Source organism: Marinobacter sp. NFXS9, assembly GCF_040148665.1.
GTDB classification, from domain to species: Bacteria; Pseudomonadota; Gammaproteobacteria; order Pseudomonadales; family Oleiphilaceae; genus Marinobacter_A; species Marinobacter_A mangrovi.
Window position 1 is genome coordinate 196,405 of record NZ_JAGDDW010000001.1, and the last position, 23,433, is coordinate 219,837.

The 23,433-nt window shown below is 61.1% G+C and carries 19 protein-coding genes; 13 read left to right on the plus strand and 6 right to left on the minus strand.

From position 1 onward, the window contains the following. Positions 1–55: 55 nt before the first annotated feature. From fmdA to J3364_RS00950, 11 genes are all read left to right on the plus strand, one after another. Positions 56–1,288 carry a formamidase gene (fmdA, locus tag J3364_RS00900; RefSeq protein WP_349555917.1) on the plus strand — a complete coding sequence of 411 codons (1,233 nt, stop codon included), beginning with the start codon at positions 56–58 and terminating at the stop codon, positions 1,286–1,288. A gap of 3 nt (positions 1,289–1,291) precedes the next feature. Beyond that, entirely contained in the window at positions 1,292–1,660 is a 369-nt protein-coding gene (locus tag J3364_RS00905; protein WP_349555919.1) for an FmdB family zinc ribbon protein, read from the plus strand. 148 nt (positions 1,661–1,808) lie between these two features. After that, positions 1,809–2,078, plus strand: coding sequence for a YrhK family protein (locus J3364_RS00910; protein ID WP_123634814.1), 270 nt, complete (start codon positions 1,809–1,811; stop codon positions 2,076–2,078). 82 nt (positions 2,079–2,160) lie between these two features. Further along, a complete protein-coding gene (gene dbpA / locus J3364_RS00915; protein WP_349555921.1) occupies positions 2,161–3,537 on the plus strand; it encodes an ATP-dependent RNA helicase DbpA in 1,377 nt (458 codons plus the stop codon). 31 nt (positions 3,538–3,568) lie between these two features. After that, entirely contained in the window at positions 3,569–4,804 is a 1,236-nt protein-coding gene (locus tag J3364_RS00920; RefSeq protein WP_349555923.1) for an RNA polymerase sigma factor, read from the plus strand. 65 nt (positions 4,805–4,869) lie between these two features. Next, complete coding sequence (locus tag J3364_RS00925; protein WP_349555925.1) at positions 4,870–5,274, plus strand: YciI family protein; 405 nt, start codon at positions 4,870–4,872, stop codon at positions 5,272–5,274. Between the two features lie 84 nt (positions 5,275–5,358). Next, positions 5,359–6,042, plus strand: coding sequence for a GntR family transcriptional regulator (locus J3364_RS00930; RefSeq protein ID WP_349555926.1), 684 nt, complete (start codon positions 5,359–5,361; stop codon positions 6,040–6,042). Between the two features lie 36 nt (positions 6,043–6,078). Then, a complete protein-coding gene (smc, locus tag J3364_RS00935) occupies positions 6,079–9,576 on the plus strand; it encodes a chromosome segregation protein SMC (RefSeq protein WP_349555928.1) in 3,498 nt (1,165 codons plus the stop codon). A gap of 258 nt (positions 9,577–9,834) precedes the next feature. Then, positions 9,835–10,932, plus strand: a complete 1,098-nt coding sequence (gene zipA / locus J3364_RS00940) for a cell division protein ZipA (protein ID WP_349555930.1) — start codon at positions 9,835–9,837, stop codon at positions 10,930–10,932. A gap of 75 nt (positions 10,933–11,007) precedes the next feature. Then, a complete protein-coding gene (ligA, locus tag J3364_RS00945; protein ID WP_349555932.1) occupies positions 11,008–13,026 on the plus strand; it encodes an NAD-dependent DNA ligase LigA in 2,019 nt (672 codons plus the stop codon). A 290-nt stretch (positions 13,027–13,316) separates the two neighbouring features. Beyond that, a complete protein-coding gene (locus tag J3364_RS00950) occupies positions 13,317–16,100 on the plus strand; it encodes a hypothetical protein (protein WP_349555934.1) in 2,784 nt (927 codons plus the stop codon). A gap of 12 nt (positions 16,101–16,112) precedes the next feature. Here J3364_RS00950 and J3364_RS00955 read toward each other — a convergent pair whose 3' ends face one another. From J3364_RS00955 to J3364_RS00965, 3 genes are all read right to left on the minus strand, one after another. Continuing rightward, positions 16,113–16,745, minus strand: coding sequence for a CBS domain-containing protein (locus tag J3364_RS00955; protein WP_123634805.1), 633 nt, complete (start codon positions 16,743–16,745; stop codon positions 16,113–16,115). A gap of 132 nt (positions 16,746–16,877) precedes the next feature. Beyond that, positions 16,878–18,767, minus strand: coding sequence for a bifunctional tRNA (5-methylaminomethyl-2-thiouridine)(34)-methyltransferase MnmC2/FAD-dependent 5-carboxymethylaminomethyl-2-thiouridine(34) oxidoreductase MnmC1 (mnmC, locus tag J3364_RS00960; RefSeq protein ID WP_349555936.1), 1,890 nt, complete (start codon positions 18,765–18,767; stop codon positions 16,878–16,880). Between the two features lie 17 nt (positions 18,768–18,784). Continuing rightward, positions 18,785–19,366, minus strand: coding sequence for a peptidylprolyl isomerase (locus tag J3364_RS00965; protein WP_502882466.1), 582 nt, complete (start codon positions 19,364–19,366; stop codon positions 18,785–18,787). Between the two features lie 407 nt (positions 19,367–19,773). On the opposite strand from J3364_RS00965, the gene J3364_RS00970 reads away from it, so the two are divergent. Then, on the plus strand, positions 19,774–20,511 hold the full coding sequence (locus J3364_RS00970) for a cyclic di-GMP-binding domain-containing protein, MshE-related (protein WP_349555938.1): 738 nt from the start codon (positions 19,774–19,776) through the stop codon (positions 20,509–20,511). A 104-nt stretch (positions 20,512–20,615) separates the two neighbouring features. Here the strand turns inward: J3364_RS00970 and J3364_RS00975 are convergent, their stop codons facing one another. The 3 genes from J3364_RS00975 to flgA all read right to left on the minus strand — a co-directional run bounded on the left by J3364_RS00975 (position 20,616) and on the right by flgA (position 22,258). Next, positions 20,616–21,086: a flagella synthesis protein FlgN gene (locus J3364_RS00975; RefSeq protein ID WP_203140866.1), complete on the minus strand. Its 471-nt coding sequence runs from the start codon at positions 21,084–21,086 to the stop codon at positions 20,616–20,618. Positions 21,087–21,093: 7 nt separating this feature from the next. Beyond that, positions 21,094–21,420 (minus strand): flagellar biosynthesis anti-sigma factor FlgM, encoded by a 327-nt coding sequence (flgM, locus tag J3364_RS00980; RefSeq protein ID WP_349555940.1) that lies wholly within the window; start codon positions 21,418–21,420, stop codon positions 21,094–21,096. 133 nt (positions 21,421–21,553) lie between these two features. Beyond that, complete coding sequence (gene flgA, locus J3364_RS00985) at positions 21,554–22,258, minus strand: flagellar basal body P-ring formation chaperone FlgA (RefSeq protein ID WP_349555942.1); 705 nt, start codon at positions 22,256–22,258, stop codon at positions 21,554–21,556. 209 nt (positions 22,259–22,467) lie between these two features. Here flgA and J3364_RS00990 point away from each other — a divergent pair, with 209 nt between their 5' ends. After that, a complete protein-coding gene (locus tag J3364_RS00990) occupies positions 22,468–23,400 on the plus strand; it encodes a chemotaxis protein CheV (RefSeq protein ID WP_123634799.1) in 933 nt (310 codons plus the stop codon). Positions 23,401–23,433: the final 33 nt, after the last annotated feature.

Consider the following 23,433-nt stretch of genomic DNA (forward strand, 5'->3'; position numbering starts at 1 on the left):
GGACCTGCGAGCCATACCAATAACTGTTCACGCCGTGATTCGAGGAGCGTCCAAGATGGCCGAAACCATTATCAAGATCGACCTGAATAAATCCGCCTACGAAAACGAGAAAGTCCATAACCGCTGGCACCCCGACATTCCCATGGCGGCGACGGTCAAGCCGGGTGACGATTTCATCATTGAATGCCACGATTGGACCGGCGGCCAGATCAAGAACAATGACAGCGCGGACGACGTGCGCGACGTGGACCTGACCCAGGTACACTTCCTGTCCGGCCCGGTGGGTGTCGAAGGCGCAGAACCCGGTGATCTGCTGGAAGTGGACATCCTGGACATCGGTGCGTTCGATGACAGTCAGTGGGGCTTCAACGGCTTCTTCTCCAAGCAGAACGGTGGCGGCTTCCTGACCGAGCATTTCCCGGAAGCGCAAAAGTCCATCTGGGACTTCAATGGCATGTTCACCAAGTCCCGCCATATTCCGAACGTGGAATTTGCCGGCATGATCCACCCGGGACTGATTGGCTGCCTACCGTCCAAGGAGATGCTGGACGAGTGGAATCGGCGCGAGAAAGAGCTGTATGACACGGAGCCGGATCGGGTGCCGGGCCTGGCGAATCTGCCGTATGCCGAAACGGCCCACATGGGCAAATTGAGCGGGGAAGCCAAGGCGGCTGCCGCTGCAGAGGGCGCGCGCACCGTGCCGCCCCGGGAGCACGGCGGAAACTGCGACATCAAGGATCTGTCCCGCGGCTCCAAGGTGTATTTCCCGGTCTACGTGAAAGGGGGTGGCCTGTCGGTGGGCGACCTTCACTTCAGTCAGGGCGATGGCGAGATCACTTTTTGTGGGGCCATCGAGATGGCCGGCTGGATTCACCTGCGGGTCAACGTGGTCAAGGACGGCATGGCCAAGTACGGGATCAAGAACCCGATCTTCAAGCCCAGCCCGATCAAGCCCAAGTACGACGACTACGTCATCTTCGAAGGCATCTCCGTGGACGAGCAGGGCAAGCAGCATTACCTGGACGTGCACATTGCTTACCGCCAGGCCTGCCTGAACGCGATCGAATACCTGACCAAATTCGGTTACACCCCGGCCCAGGGCTACGCGCTACTTGGCTGTGCACCGGTGGAAGGCCACATCAGCGGCGTGGTGGACGTGCCCAACGCCTGTGCAACACTCTGGTTGCCGACCGGCATCTTCGACTTCGACATCAATCCGTCCGCCGATGGTCCGAGCAAGAAGGTCAGCGGGGGGATGGACGTGCCCCTGTCACCGGACAAGGAGTGAGCCATGCCTGTCTATGACTACAAATGCCGGGAACACGGCCATTTCTATCAGTTGGCCCGAATGGACGACGCCGCCAAGCCGGCGGCCTGTCCCGCCTGTGGCGTGATGTCGGCACGGGTCATCGTGCTGCCGCCGGAGCTGCGCGGACTGGATCGGGACCGGCAGGATGCGCAGACCCGCAACGAGAAGGCGCGCCATGAGCCGGTCTTCTCGACTGCGGACTCCCGCGCCGAGGCAGACGATCGCGCCTGCCATGCCGCACAGAAGGGCTGCGGGTGCGACCATACGGAACGGCGTCATTCGAAGCTTTTCTACACCGCCGACGGCAAGAAGATGTTTCCCTCAATGCGACCGTGGATGATCAGTCACTGATCGTTCCCATCTGGCCCGGACTCGCGTTCCGGGCCCCTTTCCAACTTGACCTTCCTCTTTCCTGACCTTGCGAACGCCGGGTGTCGCGGGCACTGTGATCGTTTATCCCGATTGAAATCACGCGACTGGACGAGGAGGAGTCTCCGTCATGAACAAGCCTGTTCACGAGCTTGACCATGAGATGCTTGAAGCCGAGAAAAAGATTCACGAGCGCTATGAATGGCTCCACATTGCCAACGATTATATCTCGGCGATCCTGTTCCTGGTGGGCAGCATTTTGTTCCTCTGGGAGAAGTGGCAGACGGTGGCCACCTGGTTCTTCATCATTGGCAGTGTGTTCTTCCTGTTTGCGCCGTTGCTGCGCACCCTGAATAAGCGCTATGTGAAGAACCTGCGGAAAGGACCGATACATTGGTAAGGGGCGGCTTGGTGTAGAATGGCCGCCAACTTACTTTTGTGGATCGCTCCGATGCCACACCGAACAGGCCCGATACCCCGCTATGTCCGATTTCAGCACGCTCAAGCTTCGCACCGACCTGCTCGGTAACCTGGATTCCCTGGGTTACCGGTCCATGACGCCGATCCAGGCAGCCAGTCTTCCCATTGTCCTGGCCGGTCAGGATCTGATCGCGCAGGCCAAAACCGGCTCTGGCAAGACCGCAGCCTTCGGGCTGGGCGTACTGCACAAGCTGGATGTCTCGCGATTTCGGATCCAGGCGCTAGTCCTGTGCCCGACGCGGGAACTGGCGGACCAGGTCGCGCAGGAGCTGCGCAAGCTGGCCCGGGCGATCCACAACATCAAGATCCTGAGCCTGTGTGGCGGCACGCCAATTGGCCCGCAAATCGGTTCGCTGGAGCACGGTGCCCACATCATCGTGGGCACGCCGGGCCGTATTTCGGACCACCTCCGCAAGCGCACCCTGTCGCTGGCGGATGTCGAGACGCTGGTGCTGGATGAAGCCGATCGGATGCTGGATATGGGGTTCCAGGAGGTCCTGGACGAGATCATCGCCGAAATGCCGGCGCAGCGTCAGACGCTGTTGTTCAGCGCCACCTATCCGGACCAGATCCAGACGATCGCTGAACGCGTGATGCGTGACCCGGAGCGGGTGGAGGTAGAGACCCATCAGAGCGACCTGACCATCCGTCAGCGCTTTTATCCCGTGCGCGACGATGCCCAGCGGCTGGAAGGGCTGCGCCTGTTGCTGATGAAGCACCGTCCGGATTCGGCCATTGTCTTCTGCAACACCAAGCGGGAGACCGACGAGGTGGCCGATGCGCTGCGCAGCATGGGCTTCAGCGCGCTGGCCCTGCACGGCGATCTGGAGCAGAAGGCGCGGGACCTGATGCTGATCCGCTTTGCCAACAAGAGCGCGACGGTTCTGGTCGCCACCGACGTGGCCGCGCGGGGTCTGGATATCGACAACCTGGACGCGGTGTTCAACTATCACGTGGCGCGGGATCTGGATGTCCACGTTCACCGCATCGGCCGGACCGGTCGCGCCGGCAGCCACGGCCTCGCGTTCACATTCTTCTCGGAAAAGGAACGCTACAAACTTGAGAAACTTTCTGAGAAGACCGGCCAAGCCATTGATGAATCAAATCTTCCTTCCGGAAACCAGCGCCACCAGACGACGTACAAACCGCCGATGGTGACGCTGCAGATCGATGGTGGTAAAAAGCAGAAAGTGCGTCCCGGCGATATACTGGGCGCGTTGACGGGTGAATCCGGCGTACCGGGCAAGGCCGTCGGCAAGATCAACGTCACGGATAACAGTGCCTTCGTGGCCGTGACAAGGGATCATGCAAAACAGGCACTTGAAAAGCTTTCTTCAGGTAAGCTGAAAGGTCGGTCCTTCCGCGCCCGACGCATCTGACCTTTAACGGATCGCAGGCAGGGACGACGCCATGCGTAAAGAAATCGAAGCCATCTACGCCCGAGACTCACGGAAAGTCCTGGCCACACTCATTCGACTGCTGGGGGACTTCGAGCAGGCCGAGGAAGCGTTGCACGACGCCTTCACCTGCGCGCTGGCTCAGTGGCCGGAGGAGGGCGTTCCGGCCAATCCCAGCGCCTGGCTGGTCTCCACTGGCCGCTTCCGCGCCATCGACCAGATTCGTCGCCGGGTGAAGTTCGAGGACATTACCCGGCAGCTCGATCATCCGACGTCCACGCCTCATGCCGTAGCAGACAGTGACGACGAGATGCTGGAAGACGACCAGCTGCGCCTGATCTTCACCTGTTGCCACCCCGGTCTTGCCCCCGAAGCCCAGATTGCCATGACGCTGCGGGAAGTCTGTGGGCTGACCACCGAAGAAATTGCCCGGGCCTTCCTGACCACGCCGGCCACACTGGCCCAGCGGATCGTGCGTGCCAAGAACAAGATCCGGGACGCCGGTATTCCCTATGAAGTGCCGGGGCCTTCACAGATGTCGGCCCGGCTGGACGAGGTGCTCCGGGTCGTCTACCTGGTGTTTAACGAAGGCTACTCCGCCACCAGCGGTGAACAGGTGAGCCGTTACCAACTGGCCGATGAGGCCATTCGTCTCGGTCGCCTTCTGCTCGCGTTGTTGCCGGCTCCGGAGGTGAAAGGGCTACTGGCGCTGATGCTGTTACAAAACGCCCGACGGTCTGCCCGGCAGACATCGGACGGGAATCTCGTGCCGCTTGACCAGCAGGAGCGCAGCTTGTGGGACCGGGCGACCATCGAGGAGGGTGCCCTTCTGGTGACTGACGCCCTCGCCACCCGCCGTTTTGGACCCTATACCCTGCAGGCCGCCATTGCGGCAGTCCATGACGAAGCGCCGACGGCGGAAGCCACGGACTGGCCGCAGATCGTCGGTCTCTACGACGTGCTGATGCAGCAGTCTCCGACCCCGGTGGTAGCCCTGAACCGGGCGGTGGCTGTTGCCATGCGTGATGGCCCCCAGGCCGGGCTGACCCTGATTGACGAGCTGCTGGCGGGTAAGGCGCTGGACGCCTACCATCTGGCCCATGCCGCGCGGGCTGACCTGTTGCGACGCCTTGGGCGAATCGAGGAAGCCCGGATCGCCTATCAGCGGGCACTGGCTTTGGCCGGGCAGGAACCGGAACGTCGCTTTCTTCAACATCGTATCGACGAAATGGGTGCCGGCGTTGCCTGACCATGTCGATTCGAAGGCCGTCGGTTCGACAATGAATAGAAAAACAACCACTTCAGGGAAAAGCCATGAAATATCTCGCATTGGTGTACTACGACGAAAACATCATCAAACAGATGACCGGCGACGAGTGGACCTCCCTCAACCGGGAATGCCTGGCCTGTGTAGACGGACTTCAGCAGCAGGGCCATTACCTCGATGGCAGCGCCTTGCAGCCCGTGGATACCGCAACCACGGTCCGGGTCCGGGACGGCCGCGCGACCACCACGGATGGTCCCTTTGCCGAAACCAAGGAGCAGCTCGCCGGGTTCTACATGCTGGAGGCCAGGGACCTGAACGACGCCATCCGCCTGGCTGAGAAAATTCCGCCGGCGCGGTTGGGCAGCATCGAGATCCGGCCACTGCGGGACATCACCCCGTTTGGCGACGACGCACCGCAGGACGACCGGCCCTGGGCCGATCGCAATCGATAAAGACTCGATCGCGCAAAGCCATGGCTGGGCTCGCACCGGCGTTGTGTTACACTCCGGCGTTATTTGCGAGTCGTGACGTCAACCATGCGGTTTCAAGCGCCAGAAAGCCTTTCCGAGCAGATCGCCCAGCACCTGGGGCAGCAGATTATTGTCGGCCAGCTACGCCCGGGCGATCGGATCCAGGAGTTGCGGATCGCCGGTGAGCTGGACGTCAGCCGGGGATCGGTTCGGGAAGCGCTGCTCATCCTGGAGCGGCGCTACCTGATCGAGATTTTCCCCCGCAAAGGGGCGGTGGTCTCGCAATTGACGCCGCAACTGGTCAACAGCCTCTACGACATCTATATCGAACTGCTGGGGATGCTGGCGCGGCGGTTGATCGAGACGACCGAAGGCGCAGATCTGGTGCCCCTGGTGGAACAGGTTCGCAAGCTGGATGCGATGATCGAATCCGGTGAACCGTCCCGGGAAAGCATTATCGACAATGGTTTCGAAGTCATGCGGCGGGCCTACCACATCGTCGACAATCCGTTCCTGGAAGAGACGCTGGAAAACTTCCGGCCGGCGATCAGTCGCACGTATTACCTGGCCATGGATCATTTCCGGGGCGAGGTGGCCGAGACCCGCCGCTTTTTCCGGTCGCTGGCGGCCGCGGCAACTGAGCGGGACAGTACAGCGCTGGTGCGTAGCATCCAGCAATTTGGCGAGCACCAGCGTGCATTGGTGCTCAAGACCCTCGACATGGACAACGACGCTGCCCGTCAGGGATAAGCAGCAGGCAATGACAAAGCAGGTTAGCGGGCCGATATGCGTCTAAAATCGATCAAACTCGCCGGTTTCAAATCCTTCGTGGATCCCACCACGGTGCCGTTTCCATCGAACATGACCGCGGTGGTGGGGCCAAACGGCTGTGGCAAGTCCAACATCATCGACGCCGTCCGTTGGGTCATGGGGGAAAGCTCCGCCAAGTACCTGCGCGGCGAATCCATGACCGACGTCATCTTCAACGGCTCCAGCGCCCGCAAGCCGGTGGGCCAGGCGTCCATCGAACTGGTCTTCGACAACTCCGACGGCTCCGCGCCGGGCCAGCATGCGGCGTTTACCGAAATTTCCGTCAAACGCCGGGTGACCCGGGAAGGACAGTCCGAGTATTTCCTCAACGGCACCAAGTGCCGCCGACGCGACATCACCGACCTGTTCCTGGGTACCGGTCTGGGCCCGCGCAGTTATGCCATCATCGAGCAGGGGATGATTTCCCGTTTGATCGAGGCGAAGCCGGAAGAACTGCGGGTTTACATCGAGGAAGCGGCAGGCATTTCCAAATACAAGGAGCGTCGCCGGGAAACCGAGAACCGTATCCGTCGTACCACCGAAAACCTGGAACGCCTCACCGACTTGCGGGATGAGCTGGATCGTCAACTCCAGCACCTGCAGCGCCAGGCCCAGGCGGCAGAGCGCTACAAGGCCCTGAAACAGGAAGAGCGACAGAAAAAGGCCGAGCTGACCGTGCTGCGCTGGCAGGCCCTCGATGCCGATCTGCAAACCGCCCGTGAAAAAATCCGCGAAACCGAGCTGGAACTGGAGCGACTGCTGACCGAACGCGTCAGCCTGGAAACCCGCCTGGAAGGCCTGCGGGAAGACCACCAGGACCGCACCGAACATTTCAACCGTGCCCAGGCTCGCTATTACGAGGCGGGGGCGGACATTGCCCGGATCGAGCAGAGCCTCGAACACCAGCGCGAACGCTCCCGCCAGATGGCGACCGAGCTTGACCAGGCCCTGGCCAACCAGCGGGAACTGGCCGAGGAACTGGGCGCCGATGAAGAAAAGCTGAACAGCGCGGCGGAAGAGCTGGCCATGCTGGAGCCCGAACGGGAAGAACTCGCCGCCAAATCCGAGACATCGGCGGAATCCCTGCACACTGCCGAGCAGGCCATGAGCGACTGGCAGCAGGAATGGGAAGGATTCAGCAGCCGGTCCGCCGAGGCGCGCCAACGGGCGGAGCTGGCCCAGTCCCGCATCCGTTCGACCGAGGACGCCATCGAAAGCCTGAAAACCCGGCTGCAACGTCTGCTCGACGAGCGCCAGCTGCTGGAAGGACAGATCCAGAGAGACGAGCTGGACAGCTTGCGCGAGCAGCGGGAGATCCTGCAGATGCGTCGTGAAGAGGCGCAGGAGCAGATCGAATCGGCCAACGCCGAACTCCAGGACGCCCGCGACCAGCAAGGCGATGCCGAAAGCGCCAGCAACGAATTACGCGAGCAACTCCAAACCGCCAAGGCCAACCTGACCTCACAGGAGGCTCTTCTGGCCGAACAGTTGGGCAGCAATGACGATGCGCTCCAGGACTGGCTCCACGCCCAGCAGTTGAGTGAGAAGCCGCGTTATGCCCAGCAGATCAAGGCCTCCGGTGATTGGGCGTTCGCCGTGGAGCAGGTGCTGGGCAGTTTTACCCAGAGCGTCTGCGTCGACTCCGTTGATTTTCTCCGTAACACCCTGGGTGAAGCGCCCCGGGGGCTGTCTCTGATGGCCGCGACCGATCAGGCCGCGGGCGGCAGCGCCGGTCGTTTGTCGGCGGAAGTGAACAACGCGGGTGGTCTCGGTGGTTTCCTGGATACGATCCATGCGGCCGAGACACTGGATGACGCGTTGGCGCTGCGCGATCGCCTTGCCCCGCACGAGTCCATTGTAACCCGCGACGGTGTCTGGCTGGGCCGCCACTGGCTCAAGACCCCGGAATCCGCCGAAGGGCAGGTGGGCGTGATCGCCCGCCAGGAAAAGGTCGATACCCTCACAGCCGAAGTGGAAGAGCTGACCGCCCGGTGGGACGAGGCCAGCGAGCGTTTGGCCGAGCTCAAGGAGCGGACCCAGGACGCCGAACTGCGTCGTGACGACGCCCAGCAGCAGCTTTCCGGCGCGGACCGGGAGCTGAGCGATGTCGCTTCGAAGCTGAGCGGTCTGGAAGCTCGGGCTGAGCAGATTGAATCCCGTCTCGTGCGCATCGACGACGATACCGCCGACGTGCGCGAACAGCAGGAAGAGGAGCTTGGCAAGCTCGAGGAAATCCGGGCCGTCTGGCAGGACGCGCTGAACGCCACCGAAGATCACGCCAACGAAAAGGAATCCCTGCTCAGTCGCCGGGATTCATTGCGCGAGAAACTGGACGGCATGCGCCATCAGGCCCGCCACGATCGCGATCATGCCCACCAGGTGGAATTGCAGATCCAGTCCCTGCAGAGTCAGCACGACGGCCTCAAGCAGACCCTGGACCGCATGCAGCTGCAGAAGGAGCGGCTGGAAGAGCGCATCATGGTGCTGCGTGAGAATCGGGAGGTCGCCGAGGAACCGATCGAAGACCTGTCTCTGCAGCTGGAAGGTTTGCTGGACCGCCGATTGGCCGAAGAAGAAAAGCTGGGTGGCGCACGGGATGCACTGGAAGAGATCGACCGTGAAGTGCGGGAGCTGGAACAGAACCGCAGCCGCGTCGAACACCGGATCCAGGACGTCCGCGCCAGCCTGGAAAAGGTCAAGATGGAGTCCCAGGCCCTCGAGATTCGCGCCGGCAACCACGTGGAGCAGTTGCAGGAACTCAACGTCCGGCTGGCGGAAGTGATCGAGACCCTGCCGGAGGAGGCCACGGAGAAAGCCTGGGCCGAAGAACTGGAGAAAATCGGCAACCGGATCCAGCGGTTGGGCGCCATCAACCTGGCGGCCATCGACGAATACCAGGTCCAGAGCGAGCGCAAGACCTATCTGGACACCCAGCACACCGACCTTGTCGAAGCGCTGGAGACCCTGGAATCCGCCATCCGCAAGATCGACCGGGAAACCCGTCAGCGCTTCAAGGAAACCTTCGACAAGGTCAACGGCGGCCTGCAGGCGCTGTTCCCGAAAGTCTTTGGCGGCGGCAGTGCCTACCTGGAGCTGACCGGCGAGGACCTGCTGGAAACCGGCGTCGCCATCATGGCCCGGCCGCCGGGCAAGAAGAACAGCACCATCCACCTGCTGTCGGGCGGCGAGAAGGCCCTGACGGCGATCGCGCTGGTATTCTCGATCTTCCAGCTCAACCCGGCGCCGTTCTGTATGCTGGACGAGGTGGACGCCCCGCTGGATGACGCCAACGTTGGACGGTATGCCAATATGGTGAAGGAGATGGCTTCCCAGGTGCAGTTCATCTACATCACCCACAACAAGATCGCCATGGAAATGGCCGACCAGTTGATGGGGGTCACCATGCACGAGCCGGGTTGTTCGCGTCTCGTCTCGGTGGATGTGGAAGAGGCAGCCGCTCTGGCGGAAGCCTGATCGCCGCGTTGTCAGTATCCGGGCGAGGGTGAAAGGGCCAGATTGTCAAAATTATGCCGCCTATGATGACAATCCGGCCATGTGGCCGGGCGGCGCGTTGTATTCCTGACGGTCATTGCTTAGAGTATTCGGGAGCCGAGAGCGCCGGCAGGGCACGATAGGACACTGTTTGCACACCTGTAATCCCTGTAACCCGTATTCCCGGAAAGACGTGACGCAACCAGACGGATTAAGAAGAAAGAACAGGACTGCATTTTTATGTCTCTGCGTGAATGGTTAATTGCCATTGGGGCCCTGATCATCCTGGGGATCGTGATCGACGGCGTACGTCGCATGCGTCGTGCCCGCCAGGAAGCGGCCGCGATCTCCTCAGGCATGGGGGCCGATGACATCGAATCGTCGCCCATCGATGAAGAATTCAATCCGGAACTGCCGAATGGCGGTTCCCGTCCGATCACCCGGGAGACGCTGGAAGAGCGGGGCTATGTCCGCAGATCGGGGAAGTCCCGCTTCGCGTCGCCGCCGCAAAAGCCGACCCGTCCGGTTGTTGCCGATCAACCGAGTCGAACCTCTGAAGATGAGTCTGAGGCGCCGTCGTCCTGGCAGCCATCCGATATGGGCAGCGAGCGGGCTGAAGAGCTGGAGGAGCCCGTCGAGCACATGAGTGCGTTCGATGAGTCCCCGGAACGTTTTGAGGAAGCCTGGGAAGGGGACAGCTGGGATACCGCCGAACCGGAGCCGGAGCGAGATCAGCAACCCGAGTTTGAGCGTGAAGCGGAACCCGAGCCCGAGCCTCCTGTCGCACGAAACATTGAGGTCGAGGAAATGCCCGACGTCGAGGATGAGGTGGCGGTCGAGCCAGCACCCCGTCCAACACAACGGGACGATGGAGCGCCCCTGGCTGGCGCCAACCGCCCGGATGCCCAGGAAGTGATCGTCATCAACGTACTGGCCCGCCAACAGAAGGCGTTCGATGGCACGGCATTGCGTAAGCTGTTCGAAGGGTGCGGTCTGGAGTTCGGTGATATGGAGATCTACCACCGTCACGAAGAGAGCGACACACGCAGCCCGGTCCAGTTCAGCGTGGCCAATGCGGTTGAACCCGGCACCTTCCGCGACCAGGATCTGGACGGCATGGAAACCCCGGGCATCAGTTTCTTCATGAGCATGCCGGGACCGTCGGACTCCCTGAAGGCGTTCGAGTTCATGGTGGAAACGGCCCAGTGCGTCGTGCACAACCTGGGAGGGGAGCTCAAGGACGAACGTCGTAGCGTGATGACGCCGCAGACCATCGAACACTGTCGACAACGTATCCGCGAGTTTGAGCGCAAGCGCCGCTCCCAGCGGGTGGGATGACACCAAAGTCGAACGTGAAAGAGTATGTCATAATGCCCGGTTTTCACCGGGCATTTTTGTAACAGGCGGAGACACATGGCAGACAAGGCGACCCAGCGCATTGAGCAGTTGCGGGAACAGATTAACGATCACAACTACCGTTACTACGTTCTGGACGAGCCGGCCGTTCCCGATGCCACCTACGACCGCCTGATGCGCGAACTCCAACAGCTGGAACTCGAGCATCCCGAACTCGTAACGGCGGATTCACCCACCCAGCGTGTCGGCGCCATGCCGTCGAACACCTTTGCCGAAGTGACCCATCGGGTCCCCATGCTATCGCTGGACAACGCATTCAGCGCCGAAGAGATGACCGATTTCGATCGCCGGGTGCGGGATCGCCTGCAGCGGGAAGAGCCCGTGGAATACGTGGCCGAGCCGAAGCTGGACGGTCTGGCTGTGAGCCTGCATTACCAGGATGGCGTCCTGGATCGAGCGGCGACCCGGGGTGACGGCTACACCGGTGAGGACATCACGGCCAATATTCGGACGATTCCATCAGTGCCTCTCAAGTTGCGTGGGGCAGGTTATCCGGCTGAGCTGGAAGTGCGCGGCGAGGTCTACATGCCCAAGGCCGGCTTCGAGAAGCTGAACCGGGACCTGGCCGATCGCGGTGAGAAAACCTTCGTCAATCCCCGCAATGCCGCCGCTGGCAGCCTGCGTCAGAAGGATGCCCGTGTGACGGCGCGCCGTCCGCTGGAACTCTGCACCTACAGCGTCGCCGTCGAGGATGAAAGCCTGTTGCCCGACAACCACTGGGACGGCATGCAGAAGCTGAATGAGTGGGGGTTCCGTATCAATCCTGAAATGCGCAAGGCGGTCGGCGTCGAGGCGTGTCAGGGGGCGTACGAAGACCTTATGGCGCGCCGCAACGATCTGGCCTACGAGATCGACGGCATTGTCTTCAAGGTGAACGATCTTGCCCTGCAACGGGAGCTGGGCTTCGTCTCCCGGGCGCCGCGCTGGGCCATTGCCCACAAGTTCCCGGCGCAGGAAGAAATGACTGTCGTTGAGGCGGTGGAATTCCAGGTCGGACGGACCGGTGCGGTGACCCCGGTCGCTCGGCTCAAGCCGGTTTTTGTCGGGGGCGTCACGGTGAGCAACGCCACCCTGCACAACATGGACGAAATCGAGCGTCTGGATCTGCACGTGGGCGACACCGTGTTTATCCGCCGGGCCGGCGATGTGATACCGCAAGTGGTCAAGGTGGTGGCCGAGAAGCGCCCCGCCAACGCGGAAGCGGTGAAGCGGCCCGAGCATTGCCCCGTGTGCGGGTCCGAAGTGGTTCAGCTTGAGGGCGAGGTGGTTGCCCGCTGTACCGGCGGTCTCTACTGTGGCGCCCAGCAGCGCGAAGCCATTCGCCACTATGGTTCGCGCCGGGCCCTGGACATCGAAGGGTTGGGCGAGAAGTGGATCGATATCCTGGTGGAGCGGGGCATGGTGAAGACCGTGGCCGATCTCTATTCGCTGACGGTCGACGACCTCAAGACCCTCGACCGTATGGGTGAAAAGTCGGCGAGCAACCTGGTCAACGCCATCGCCGAGTCCAAGCACCCGGAACTGTGGCGGTTTATCTACGCCCTGGGTATCCGTGAAGTCGGCGAGGCCACGGCCAAGGGGCTGGCGTCCCACTTTGGCGATTTGCCACCGATCATGGAAGCCGATGAAGAGGCCTTGCAGGACGTGCCGGACGTGGGGCCGGTGGTGGCCGGTCACATTCGTCTGTTTTTCGAGCAGCCGCACAACCAGGAAATTCTCGAAGCCCTGAAAGCCGCCGGCGTGCAGTGGCAGACGCTGGAGCCGTCAGCTTCTCCGAAACCCTTGAAAGGACAGACCTTCGTCCTGACCGGAACTCTCTCGGAGATGACCCGGGAAGACGCCAAGGAGCGACTGGAGGCGTTGGGTGCCAAGGTGTCCGGGAGTGTGTCCAAGAAAACCAGCCAGGTGGTCTTCGGTGAGGCGGCGGGCTCCAAGCTGACCAAGGCGGAATCCCTGGGCGTTCCGGTCATGGACGAAGCCGCCTTCATGGCTTTCCTGAAGGAGCAGGAAGGGTAAGGTGCAAAGCTCATCGAGGTCATGAAATCCGTGGATTCGGATTTGTGGCCTCCTGGACCCCTCCATTCTGAGAACTCGTGCAGATTGCGCGGATCGCATTTTCTTTACCATGACGTTGGTGTGTAACGGCCTGTAACCCGGTCGGGTGTGTGGCCGTTGTCGCGCGAAGACAACAACAACGTCGGTAAATGGATTTCTGCATGCGAGCCAGCACGATCTTGCGGTCCGAGCTTCCCCAAACCCCGCGATCCGTAACGAATACAGTATCAAGACGCTCCCGATGGTCAGCGGTGGGCATCGTCCTGATCCCCGCCATCATGGCGCTGGCGGGCTGTAAGACCGAAAAATCCCCCGACAATCCCACGGTTTTGGGCACGCCCGCGAAAACGGCTTATCTGGGCGTGGAGTATTACTACAACTTCGGCGCCTATGGCGGCGATGCCATCCTCGATTACTCGCTGACCAACGCACCGCCCTGGCTGGCCATGGAAGACACCAGCAACAAGGCACGCGAGGGCATCATCATCCGCGGCGTGCCGGGGGTAACCGGCGGCAACCGTGGAGAAGCGGACCTGGGGACCACCAACGATATCAACCTGACCGCAACCGATGGTTCCCGGGTCGGCGTCCAACCGTTTGATATCGAAGTGAAGCAGAATCTGGTGACCGCCTCCGCGGAGAATTTTACCGAGGGGGAGCGATCCGACGATGTGGACGGTGCCGGTGAAGGTGAAACCTGCGCCATGCCACCCATGAAGGGTACCGGTCTGCATCAGATCACCTACGATACCTTCAATACGGACGGGACCGTGTCGGGGTCTGAATCGGCAACCCTGAAAACCTATCCGGTGATCGTGCGCGTGTTGCTGGACCAGCCCTCTGTCCAGACCACCAAAATCGCGTTTGAGCTCCAGTCGGACTACGATCCGACGGCCTGCGATGACGGCGCGACCTCCGGTCAGGACTGCGAGTTTTCGCTGCGTAACCGGGAAGAGGCCCAGCTTGGCAAGGACGTGGTGCTGGCCGGCAATCGGAACAACAGTGGTGGCGAAGAGCGCCTGCCACAGCCCGACTATATTGAGGTGATCGACGATACTTCCGGCGTGCTTACGATCGACCGGGGCATTACCGAGTGCTTTATCCGACTGGAAGTGGTTGACGATCAATTCGCCGAGCCCACCGAGCAGTTTGAGATTGCCTTGACCGAGGTGCGCCAGGGACTGGTGGCGCTGGGCGGGGACAATGACGGCGTCTCGGAGTCGTTATCCATCGCCGACAACCAGCCGGCCGTGACTTTCCAGAGCTTGAAGGGCCACAGCGTCAGCGCCATCAACGAAGGCGATACCCAGAATTTCCAGGCCGTGCTCGATCGCAAGCAGGAGCCGGATGACACCGTATACAAGGTGCGACTAATCAATGACAGCGACAACGCCACGGCCACCGATCCGGATTACGAATTCCTGGTGCCGGATGACGTGGGCTCGACCACCTATGTGGCCGGCGATGAGCTGACGTTCAGCGAGGGCGTCGATACCGTGGAATTCCAGGTGAGAGCCATCGACGACTCGTCAGCACCGCCCGCCTCGGAAAATCCCACAGGAGATGGTCCGGACAATAACGACGAATACGTCAGTGTGAGCGTCGATTCCGACTATCAGGATGGTCGCCCCAACTACGCGGCCAGTGAAAGCGACCTGAAAGTCTGGCTGAACGAGCTCGACAGCCCGCTGGAAGTCGGCGACGAATCGGCCGGCAAGACGCCGAGCGATGTGGTGGTTGGCGACAACGGTCGGATGTTTGTGGCCAGCGCTCTCAAGGATTCCAGCGATGGCCACTACGATGTGGTGGTCGACATCTACAATCGGTTTGGCGGTGCGCCGGAGAAAACGTTTACCTTGAGTGCGGACAGCGGCGTGGATCCACAGCCCAGGTTGGCCTTCCTGCGAACCACGATAGAAGCCGGCACGGAATCCCGTGTGCGCAATGCACTGGCGCTGACGTTTGCCACCGACGGTGCGATTAGCGGCGCCAGCAACCGGGGTGGCAAGGATGAGGCGGTCTATCTGTTCCGCCGTGACGCTGGCGACGCCGCATACTCCGAGCTCTGGCATGGCCAGTTTGGCTCCGGCGGTGACGACACACCCCTCAGGATTGGCATCAACGCCAGCAACCGGGTTTTCATTGCCGGTGAAACGGCGGGCACCTGGTCCGGTGAAACCCGCGCTGGCGGTAAGGACGTTTATGCCCAGCGGATCGATACCGAGACCGAAGACGCCGTCCAGTCCCCGGTGATCGCCTGGACCAGCCAACAGGGTTCGTCATCGGATGACACGCTGGCGGGATTGGGCGTGTCCAGTTCCACCGCCTATCTGGCCGGTACGACGCTGGGCCAGATAGGTGATGAAACACCCCTTGGCGGGCGGGATCTGTTTACGTCGAGCTATTCCGGTGGCACCGAGAGCTCGCCGAGCATCGTTCAGGTCGGTACGTCTTCGAACGACACGCTCAATACCGCCGTCGCGGCCTCGTCCAGCTACTGGATGCTGGGCGATGGCAACTTCGGGTATCGGCGCGATATCAATACGGACGAGTATGTCGCGGAACTGGTCACCGACGCATCGGACTCCTCCAAGCAGGGTTATCTGCTGTCGTACGATCTCTCAGGCAACTTCAGGACCGCCATTTCCCTCAACGATCCGGACGATGTGGCAAGCGACAGTTTCACCGCGCTGACCGCTTTCGATGGCGACATGATTGTTGGTGGCCACAGTGATGCGGCTTTCGTTGAGGGCAAGGGGGCTGGCATGATCCTGGCGCGCGTGCGAAGCGAAGACGAGGTGGTCGAAGAGCCGGCCGAAGATGAGGAAGATGACCCCATCGAGCATGAATTCACAAAGCTGGTTGAAGATGACCGGGAGCAGTATCCGTCACTGGGCAGCAACGCCAGGCTGATCAAACTGGCGGCCTATGAGGACGCGGAGATTGTTGCCCTGGTTGCCAGCGGCTCGTCCGGAAGCCGGGTCTATCATCTGGTCCTGCTCAACGGCGATGGCCAGCTTCTGAACACCCCCTGATTGCGTAAGGGGTCAGACGTTGCCTTCCTGAACGCTGTTCTCCGCATACAGGCGCAGGAAGTCCGTATTGGTGACGATGGCCAGCGGGAGACTCTGTGGGCCGATGACCAGCGCCGCGCTGAGCTGATGGGCAAGCATCAGGCGCGCCAGCTGATGGGCATCGGTTTCGGGAGTGGCTGTCAGGAATGAGGGGAGCTCAATGCTCGCAAAGCGGACCAGGCGCTCATCGTCATGGTGCTGATGCAGCCAGTTGAGAATCCACCGGTCGTCGACCAGGCCGGCAACCGCGTCTTCTGACGTGATCAGCAGGTGATGCACATCGTGGCGCTGCATTTCCTTGAGACCATCGGCCAGCGTGGCGCCGGCAGGCAGTGAGAAAAGGGTGTCGGAGGCCATGCGGGAGACCGGCAGGTAGCCGCCGGGCCCGTCCGAGTCAGACTGGGCCTGTTCACCGTATTCGGAAATGGCTCGCTTGACGGCCGCCTCTTGCTGACGGCTCCGGGTGGGATCGACCGGTTCGTTGCGGCTTTCGTGGATCGGCTGACTCTCGTTGAGTTCATCGACCACCCCGATGGACTGTCCCCGGGCAGCCTCGGGCAGCCGGGTGGGCTGGGGCCTTCCCGGCTCGGTGACAAATATGGGCATTGGCCATCCTCGCAAACTGCTGGTAGACCCTATTTAATCACACCGGGCCCTCTAACAGCTTATCGGCCGATCGTTGCAAATGTGAATGACTTTATCGTAACAATGCGCAACCTGCCGGATGGTCGGGATTTTTCATTCGGGCGACAGGCAGCGCTCCAGAGACAGCCGGGCGCTCAGCGACTCGGGTAGACACATCGGTTGCCCGGTGAGCTGGTCCACCAGCCACTCGGCCAATAGCGGGGCAAACGCGAAGCCCTTGCTACCGAGTCCGGTCAGCACGTACAGGCCATCCTGCTCGGCGTCGACAGAACCGACCACGGGCTGATAGTCGTGTGTCGTGCAGCGGAAGCTCGTGCGCCCGGCCATGGCGTCGACCGAAGGAGGCGTGCCCTGGCGCCAGATGCCGGGCAGCCAGCTCTCCAGCTTTTCGATATTGTCCCGGTGGGACGACGAGCGCACGCCGGGATCGCTGTCTTTCAGGTCAAACGTGGCTCCCGTCACCGCATATCCCCGATGAGCAGGGTTGACGTAGCTTTGGCCACAGATGACCACCCGGGGATTGTTCAGGCGGTCCGACGGCAACTGCGTTACCTGGCCGCGAATGGCGCGGAACCGGTACCGGGAGGGCCCGGGCAGCACATCGCCCACCTCATGCCCTCCGGTGACCACCACGTGTCGCGCCTGCCACTGATGGCCGCGTTGATCACCGAGGTGCCAGACGCCGTCGCGGGCGGTTATGTCGGTGACCTCGCATCCAAATTCACAGGTGATGCGTGGGTGCTCAAGCAGTGCGGTGCACACGTTCACGGGCTCCAACCAGCCGCTCGCGGGAAACCAGAGGCCGTCATGGTTGATCGGGCAGCCGGCCAGCTCACTGGCTTCGGCCGAAGAGACCGGGCGCAGGATGGCCTCCGGAAAGTCATTGCGATCCAGGAACCGGGCTTGCCGGGATTTTTCCTGCTCGGTGGTGGCGAGCTGCAGAAGGCCGTCGGGATACCAGAATGACGCCGGCGCACATTGCCGTGCATAGCGGGTGTAGGCGCGCTGGGCGTGCAGCAGGGCATGCAGGGCCAGTTGGGTTTCCGGGCCGTAATCGACACCGAGTTTGACGTAAAGGGCAGCCTGGGGATTGCCGGAGGCGCCATCCGCCGGGCCCGGGCCTTTTGATAGCACCCGCACAGTGCGGCCCCGATCGGCCAGGTTTCGGGCCACCAGCGACCCGGCGATGCCGGCGCCAATCACCAGGACTTCGCCATCGGCGCCTTCGGGATTGGTGTGTTTCGTCGTCTGATTTCCATCATCTGTCAGCTCGCCGGCCAGCATCTCCCGTTTGCGCCCAAATCCGGGCACTTTGCGCACGGTAAAGCCTTCCGCCTGGAGCGCGCGACGAACGGCGCCGACGGCTGTGAAGGTGGCAAAGGTGGTGCCTGGCTGGCTGTGTCCGGCGACGGACCGGATCAGGCCTTCCGCCCAGAGGTCCGGGTTCAGGGCCGGTGCGAAACCGTCAAGAAACCAGGCGTCGGCCTGAAAGGCGAGCGCTTGCCAGGCGTCCTGCGCCGCACCGAAATACAGGGTGAGCCGAACCCGGCCTTCGTCAAATACCAGACGATGGACACCGGTGACCAGAGGCGGGTACTCGGTAAGCAGATCGTTCGCTAAAGGTTCCAACTCTGGCCACAGGGCCAGTGCCTGCTGCAGGTCGGCCCGGGTAAGCGGGAAGCGCTCTACGGAGACGAAATGAAGCTGCGCATCGGCCGGCGCCTGTTCCCGCCATGCCTGCCAGGTTGCGAGGAAATTAAGACCGGTGCCAAAGCCGGTTTCGGCAACGACGAACGTGGAGCCACTGGCGAGGGCCCGGAAGCGCTCTTCCAGCCGGTTATAGCCCAAAAACACGTAACGGGTTTCCTCCAGGCCGTTTTCCCGGCTGAAGTAAACGTCGCCAAAGCGCTTGGAGACCGGTTGCCCGTCGCGCCATTCCAGATCAGCCGATTCAATCGCCGGCGGGCGAAGGGTGGCTGACATCGACGGTGCCCCGGACATCAGGGCTTGGTGTCCTGGTCAGGCTCGATCACGGTGGCGGAGCGGATCACGACCGGCGTCTCGGGAACGTCGGCCATGCCGGACTGCCGTTCGGTCGGCACATTGCCGATGGCGTCGACGGCGCCCATCCCGTCGGTGACGGTGCCGAAGACGGTGTAGCCTGCGCCACGAACGCCCTTGTCGAGAAAGTGATTGTCGACGAGGTTAATAAAGAACTGGGAGGTGGCCGAGTCGGGATCGTTGGTTCGCGCCATGGCAACGGAGCCGCGCACATTACCGAACGTCTCGCTGGCTTCGTTGGGTACCGGAGCACGGGTGGTCTTACGGCTCAGGTCGGCCGTGAAACCGCCGCCCTGGACCATAAAGCTGGGAATGACCCGATGAAAGACGGTGCCGTCGTAGTATCCGGCCTTAACGTATTCCAGGAAATTGGCCACGGTCTTCGGCGCCACGTCCGGTCGCAAGCGAATGGTCACAACGCCCTCGGTGGTATCAAGGCGGACCTGAGGAAATGAATTCTGATCGCTGGTCGCTGCCTGAACGCCTGTGACCAATCCTGTGGTCAGGATCAGTGCAATCAATCCTCGAAGGAAGATCACACCATAGGGATATTTAACGTTGTTTTTGAGGGTGAGACTCGTCAAGACAGGATCCTCATGCTTTGATCAGGGTGCCGGGCAGTTTATCAGATTTCCACGGCTATTAAGGGAAATCAGCCGCTTGCAGGATGCTCGCCGATTGTCACGAAACGCTCGTGATGGGTTACCGACCCGGCGTTATAAAAACAATGACAACAAACAGGCGCGCTTTGCTCACCGGGCGTTACGTATCGATTCGATCAGTTTCTGTACAGGTGCGTGATCCCGATCCATGCTTTGCGTGGACTGATACAGCGAACGCGAGAGTCGGCAGGCAGGCCTGAGACTTGCCGGCATCGCGAGCGGTTTCGCAGATCGTTGATGCGCGTCGAGCCACACGGAGGAAACAGGTGAAGAACACTCAGGGTTATCAGGAAAAGTCGCGACTTGGGCGACTCCTCGTCAATCGCGGTCACATCAGTGAAGCGCAACTGGAACAGGCGCTGGAACAGCAGCGCGCATCTGGTGCATTGCTCGGTGAGGTTCTGGTTGCCGCCGGTTGGGTCAGCGAACGGGATCTGTCCCGGGCCTTGCGCCAGCAGCGCCACTACCGGCGTGCCGCCGCTGTCGTGGCGATGGTGGCATTACCGCTGCAGCCTGTGGTTACGTTGGCGTCGGCAACACCGGAGAAGGCTGAGGGCGCCATCACGTCCGATGAAATGCTGCAAGGCAGTGGCTTCCGTCCATTGACGGATGCAGAAATGAGCGGAGTTGCCGGGCAGGGAACCGATGACCTGCTGGCGCGGATTGAGCGAGTCGCCCAAATGCCGGATGACGCGGCCAACGGTGATGAGCAGAAAGCCGACGCCATCGAAGGCCTGAAACTGGTCACGCACGCCTTTGTGCCGGTGCTGAATTTCCTGGACTCCGATCTGACCATCAGCGGCGTGCATTACCGGGAAGACGAGCCGAGGCTGGAACTTCTGGCTGATGGCGGTCTGAGACTGGCTCTGCCGGAGCGTATTGAGAGCGTGGAAATGAACGAAATCCGGGTGTCAGGTACCCAGGGGCCTTCCATGGGGAATGTCAGCCTGCACAACATCCGCTTCTCGCCAGAATCGCATATGACGATCTACACGCGGCCATAAGCTGGGCCGTTCCCGGGGCTGAGTGTGCTGTCCAGCCCGGTCTTTCCTTTCCCAGAATGCTTGATTTATCCCCTCAACAATGGGGTGGCTGACAGGTTGGCGTGTCAGGCGCTTGCCAGTACCGTTTTGTGGCTAACGGCCGTGGATTGCCCTTTGGCGCCGTAGAGTTTGGCCTGGTCGGCACAGCCCCGGAAGATTTCCGTCAGACGCCCGAGGCGCTGTTGCAGATTACCAATGATACGGCCATTGACCTGATTGAGACGCTGGCAGGCCTTCAGGCGATTCTCGGCTTCGTTCCAGAGCTGGGTCAGTTCTTCAACGCCGGCTGCCCGGATGAAAGTGGAAGGCTGGCCGTGCCGGGGATTGAAGCCCATTGCAACCAGCGCGTGGATCTTGCGCTTGGCTCGTTCGCGGACCTCGTTGAGCAGGTGGTTCTTTTCCCGTGTCAGGGCTTCGAGGCCTGCCATGTCCGAGGTCTTGAGCAGTTGTTTCTCTGACGCCAGCAATCCGCCCAGTTGTTCGAGTTGCTGGATGTCTTTGTGGAGCAATGCTTTCAAATCATCGATGGCGGCCATGATCTACTCATCCAAAAATGCTTTTATCCATATCAAGCATTTTCTGGGCCACTTTCTCTGCATCCACCTTGTAGCTGCCATCGGCCAAAGCAGACTTGATCTGCTCGATGCGATCGTCATCCACTTCCGGATAGCTGCTCATCTGCTCTTCCAGTTTCTTCAGGTCACGCGCCTGGCTGCTCAGGCTGACGTTATCCGGGCGTGAACCCTGGGTGCGAGCCTGTTCGGTCGGCGTCGGTGTCGACGGCGTTTGTGTGTTGGCCTTGCTGGTATTCGTGGAGGTGGTCTTGGAGTTGACCTGGCCGGGGCCAATTCCATTAAAGTCAACTGTCATAACGGTACCTGCGGATAAGTGAGTTAAACCGGTTACAGTTTGTATCGGCCGGCTTTAGTGAATCTTTAGCGAAAACGGCAATTATTTTTGCGGCAGGGGATTGCCGGACATCGGCAAGCCTCTTCCGCCTTGCCTACATCGGGACTTCAACGTGTCCCGGAGACGTGACCTGCGCACGCAACGTCTTTTCGGAACGCAGGTTCTGGACCATGATCTGTTCACCCACGCGCCCATCTCCCAGTGCTTTGCCTCGGGACTGCACGGCAATCGATCCACTGCGGGCGACGATAATAACATGGTCGCCCCGGGACACGGCATCGGGCTGGGTGACGACGTCCGGGGTGAAAATCGTGCCGGAATTCACAGAGCGCCGGACCTCCAGTCCAACCAGGTCCCCACGCCGCGTGATGGCTCCCCGGCGAACGGAATTGATGACTATCGGCTGGGTCGCAATCATCCCTTCGGTAATGCGCTCGCCCCGGCTTAGCGGGCGGGCGGCGACCAGCCCCGGGCCGCGAATTTCCAGCGTTGCAGAGAGATAAAGGCGCCAGGGGCGCTGGCCATCACAGGATACGGACAGGGTTGGCTGCGTGGTTTCTGTCGGATCGCTGGTGAAACTGACGGACGGCCCGCCATCGCAAGCGGCCAGATTCAGTCGTGAATCCAGTGGGCCCAGGCTGTAGGTGGCCGTCTGGCCGGCGTCCTTGCGCTCCGCGACGTATTGATCGAGGAACTGTTGCGCCGCTTGCCGGATCATGGCCGCCGTCGTTTTTTCGGCGGCGCTCAGGGGTGACGAGATCACCATGCCAATGGACAAGAGGAAAATGACTATGCGCATTTTGGACTGTATGACCTATGCTTACGGTTGAATCCAGGGGCAGGATTGCGATCAACTAGCCCCATGGCCTATTGACGACTTTCCGTCACCGGCGGATGATGCCGGACACTTTTCGGTAAAAGTCGCAATAACTGTGCCGATTTAATCAGCATGGATGATAACGGCCATCTTTTGACGCGGAACGGAATAACAAGACAGGTAAGAGCGTTATGGCAGGCGTATTGGACAGTGTGAATCAGAGAACGCAGCTGGTCGGGCAGAACCGCCTGGAGTTGCTACTGTTTCGCTTGCGTGGCCGTCAGGTCTACGGCATCAACGTCTTCAAGGTGAAGGAAGTCCTTCAGTGCCCGAAGTTGTCATCCATCCCGCAGAGCCGGTCGGTGGTCCGGGGGGTGTCGCACATCCGGGGCGAGACCATTCCGATCATCGACATGAGTCTGGCGATCGGGTTACCCGAGATTCCTGCGAGTAACCTCGCCGAAAGCTTCGTGATCATGTCGGAATACAACCGGCGAACCCAGGGTTTCCTGGTGGGCAGCGTGGACCGCATCGTCAACCTGAACTGGGAAGAAGTGTCGCCGCCGCCCAAGGGTGCCGGACGCGAGGTTTATCTGACCGCCGTGGCCCGCATCGACGATCAACTGATCGAAATCATCGATGTTGAAAAGATCCTGGCCGAGGTGGCACCGTTGCGCGAGGATGTGGGCGAAGAGTTGGTGGGCCGCAGCTCCGAAACCGATCGGACATCCACCCGTCCCGTTCTCGTCGTCGACGATTCCAGTGTGGCGCGGCGCCAGGTCGAACGCTGTCTGACCGCGATCGGACTGGCGGTGGTCACTCGTAACGACGGCAAACAGGCCCTGGACTACGTCAAAGAGCTGACGGCCGACGGCTCCGACATCAGCGATCACCTGTGCATGATGATTTCCGACGTGGAAATGCCGGAAATGGACGGCTACACCCTGGTGACGCGGTGCAAGGAAAACACGCAGCTGAACTCGCTGTACATCATGCTGCATACGTCGTTGAGCGGTGTGTTTAACAAGGCCATGGTTCAGAAAGTGGGTGCTGACGACTTCATGGCGAAGTTCAGCCCAGACGAGCTCGCTGAGCGGGTGATGGAAGTGCTGGATCAACTATGATCCGCGCCGAGAAGGACCGGAGTCGCTGCAAGA

Bases quoted from the DNA above. Each gene is read 5' to 3' on its own strand.
- fmdA (WP_349555917.1), top strand. From the start codon at position 56: ATGGCCGAAACCATTATCAAGATCGACCTGAATAAATCCGCCTACGAA.
- J3364_RS00905 (WP_349555919.1), top strand. From the start codon at position 1,292: ATGCCTGTCTATGACTACAAATGCCGGGAACACGGCCATTTCTATCAG.
- J3364_RS00910 (WP_123634814.1), top strand. From the start codon at position 1,809: ATGAACAAGCCTGTTCACGAGCTTGACCATGAGATGCTTGAAGCCGAG.
- dbpA (WP_349555921.1), top strand. From the start codon at position 2,161: ATGTCCGATTTCAGCACGCTCAAGCTTCGCACCGACCTGCTCGGTAAC.
- J3364_RS00920 (WP_349555923.1), top strand. From the start codon at position 3,569: ATGCGTAAAGAAATCGAAGCCATCTACGCCCGAGACTCACGGAAAGTC.
- J3364_RS00925 (WP_349555925.1), top strand. From the start codon at position 4,870: ATGAAATATCTCGCATTGGTGTACTACGACGAAAACATCATCAAACAG.
- J3364_RS00930 (WP_349555926.1), top strand. From the start codon at position 5,359: ATGCGGTTTCAAGCGCCAGAAAGCCTTTCCGAGCAGATCGCCCAGCAC.
- smc (WP_349555928.1), top strand. From the start codon at position 6,079: ATGCGTCTAAAATCGATCAAACTCGCCGGTTTCAAATCCTTCGTGGAT.
- zipA (WP_349555930.1), top strand. From the start codon at position 9,835: ATGTCTCTGCGTGAATGGTTAATTGCCATTGGGGCCCTGATCATCCTG.
- ligA (WP_349555932.1), top strand. From the start codon at position 11,008: ATGGCAGACAAGGCGACCCAGCGCATTGAGCAGTTGCGGGAACAGATT.
- J3364_RS00955 (WP_123634805.1), bottom strand. From the start codon at position 16,745: ATGCCCATATTTGTCACCGAGCCGGGAAGGCCCCAGCCCACCCGGCTG.
- mnmC (WP_349555936.1), bottom strand. From the start codon at position 18,767: ATGTCAGCCACCCTTCGCCCGCCGGCGATTGAATCGGCTGATCTGGAA.
- J3364_RS00975 (WP_203140866.1), bottom strand. From the start codon at position 21,086: ATGGCCGCCATCGATGATTTGAAAGCATTGCTCCACAAAGACATCCAG.
- flgM (WP_349555940.1), bottom strand. From the start codon at position 21,420: ATGACAGTTGACTTTAATGGAATTGGCCCCGGCCAGGTCAACTCCAAG.
- flgA (WP_349555942.1), bottom strand. From the start codon at position 22,258: ATGCGCATAGTCATTTTCCTCTTGTCCATTGGCATGGTGATCTCGTCA.
- J3364_RS00990 (WP_123634799.1), top strand. From the start codon at position 22,468: ATGGCAGGCGTATTGGACAGTGTGAATCAGAGAACGCAGCTGGTCGGG.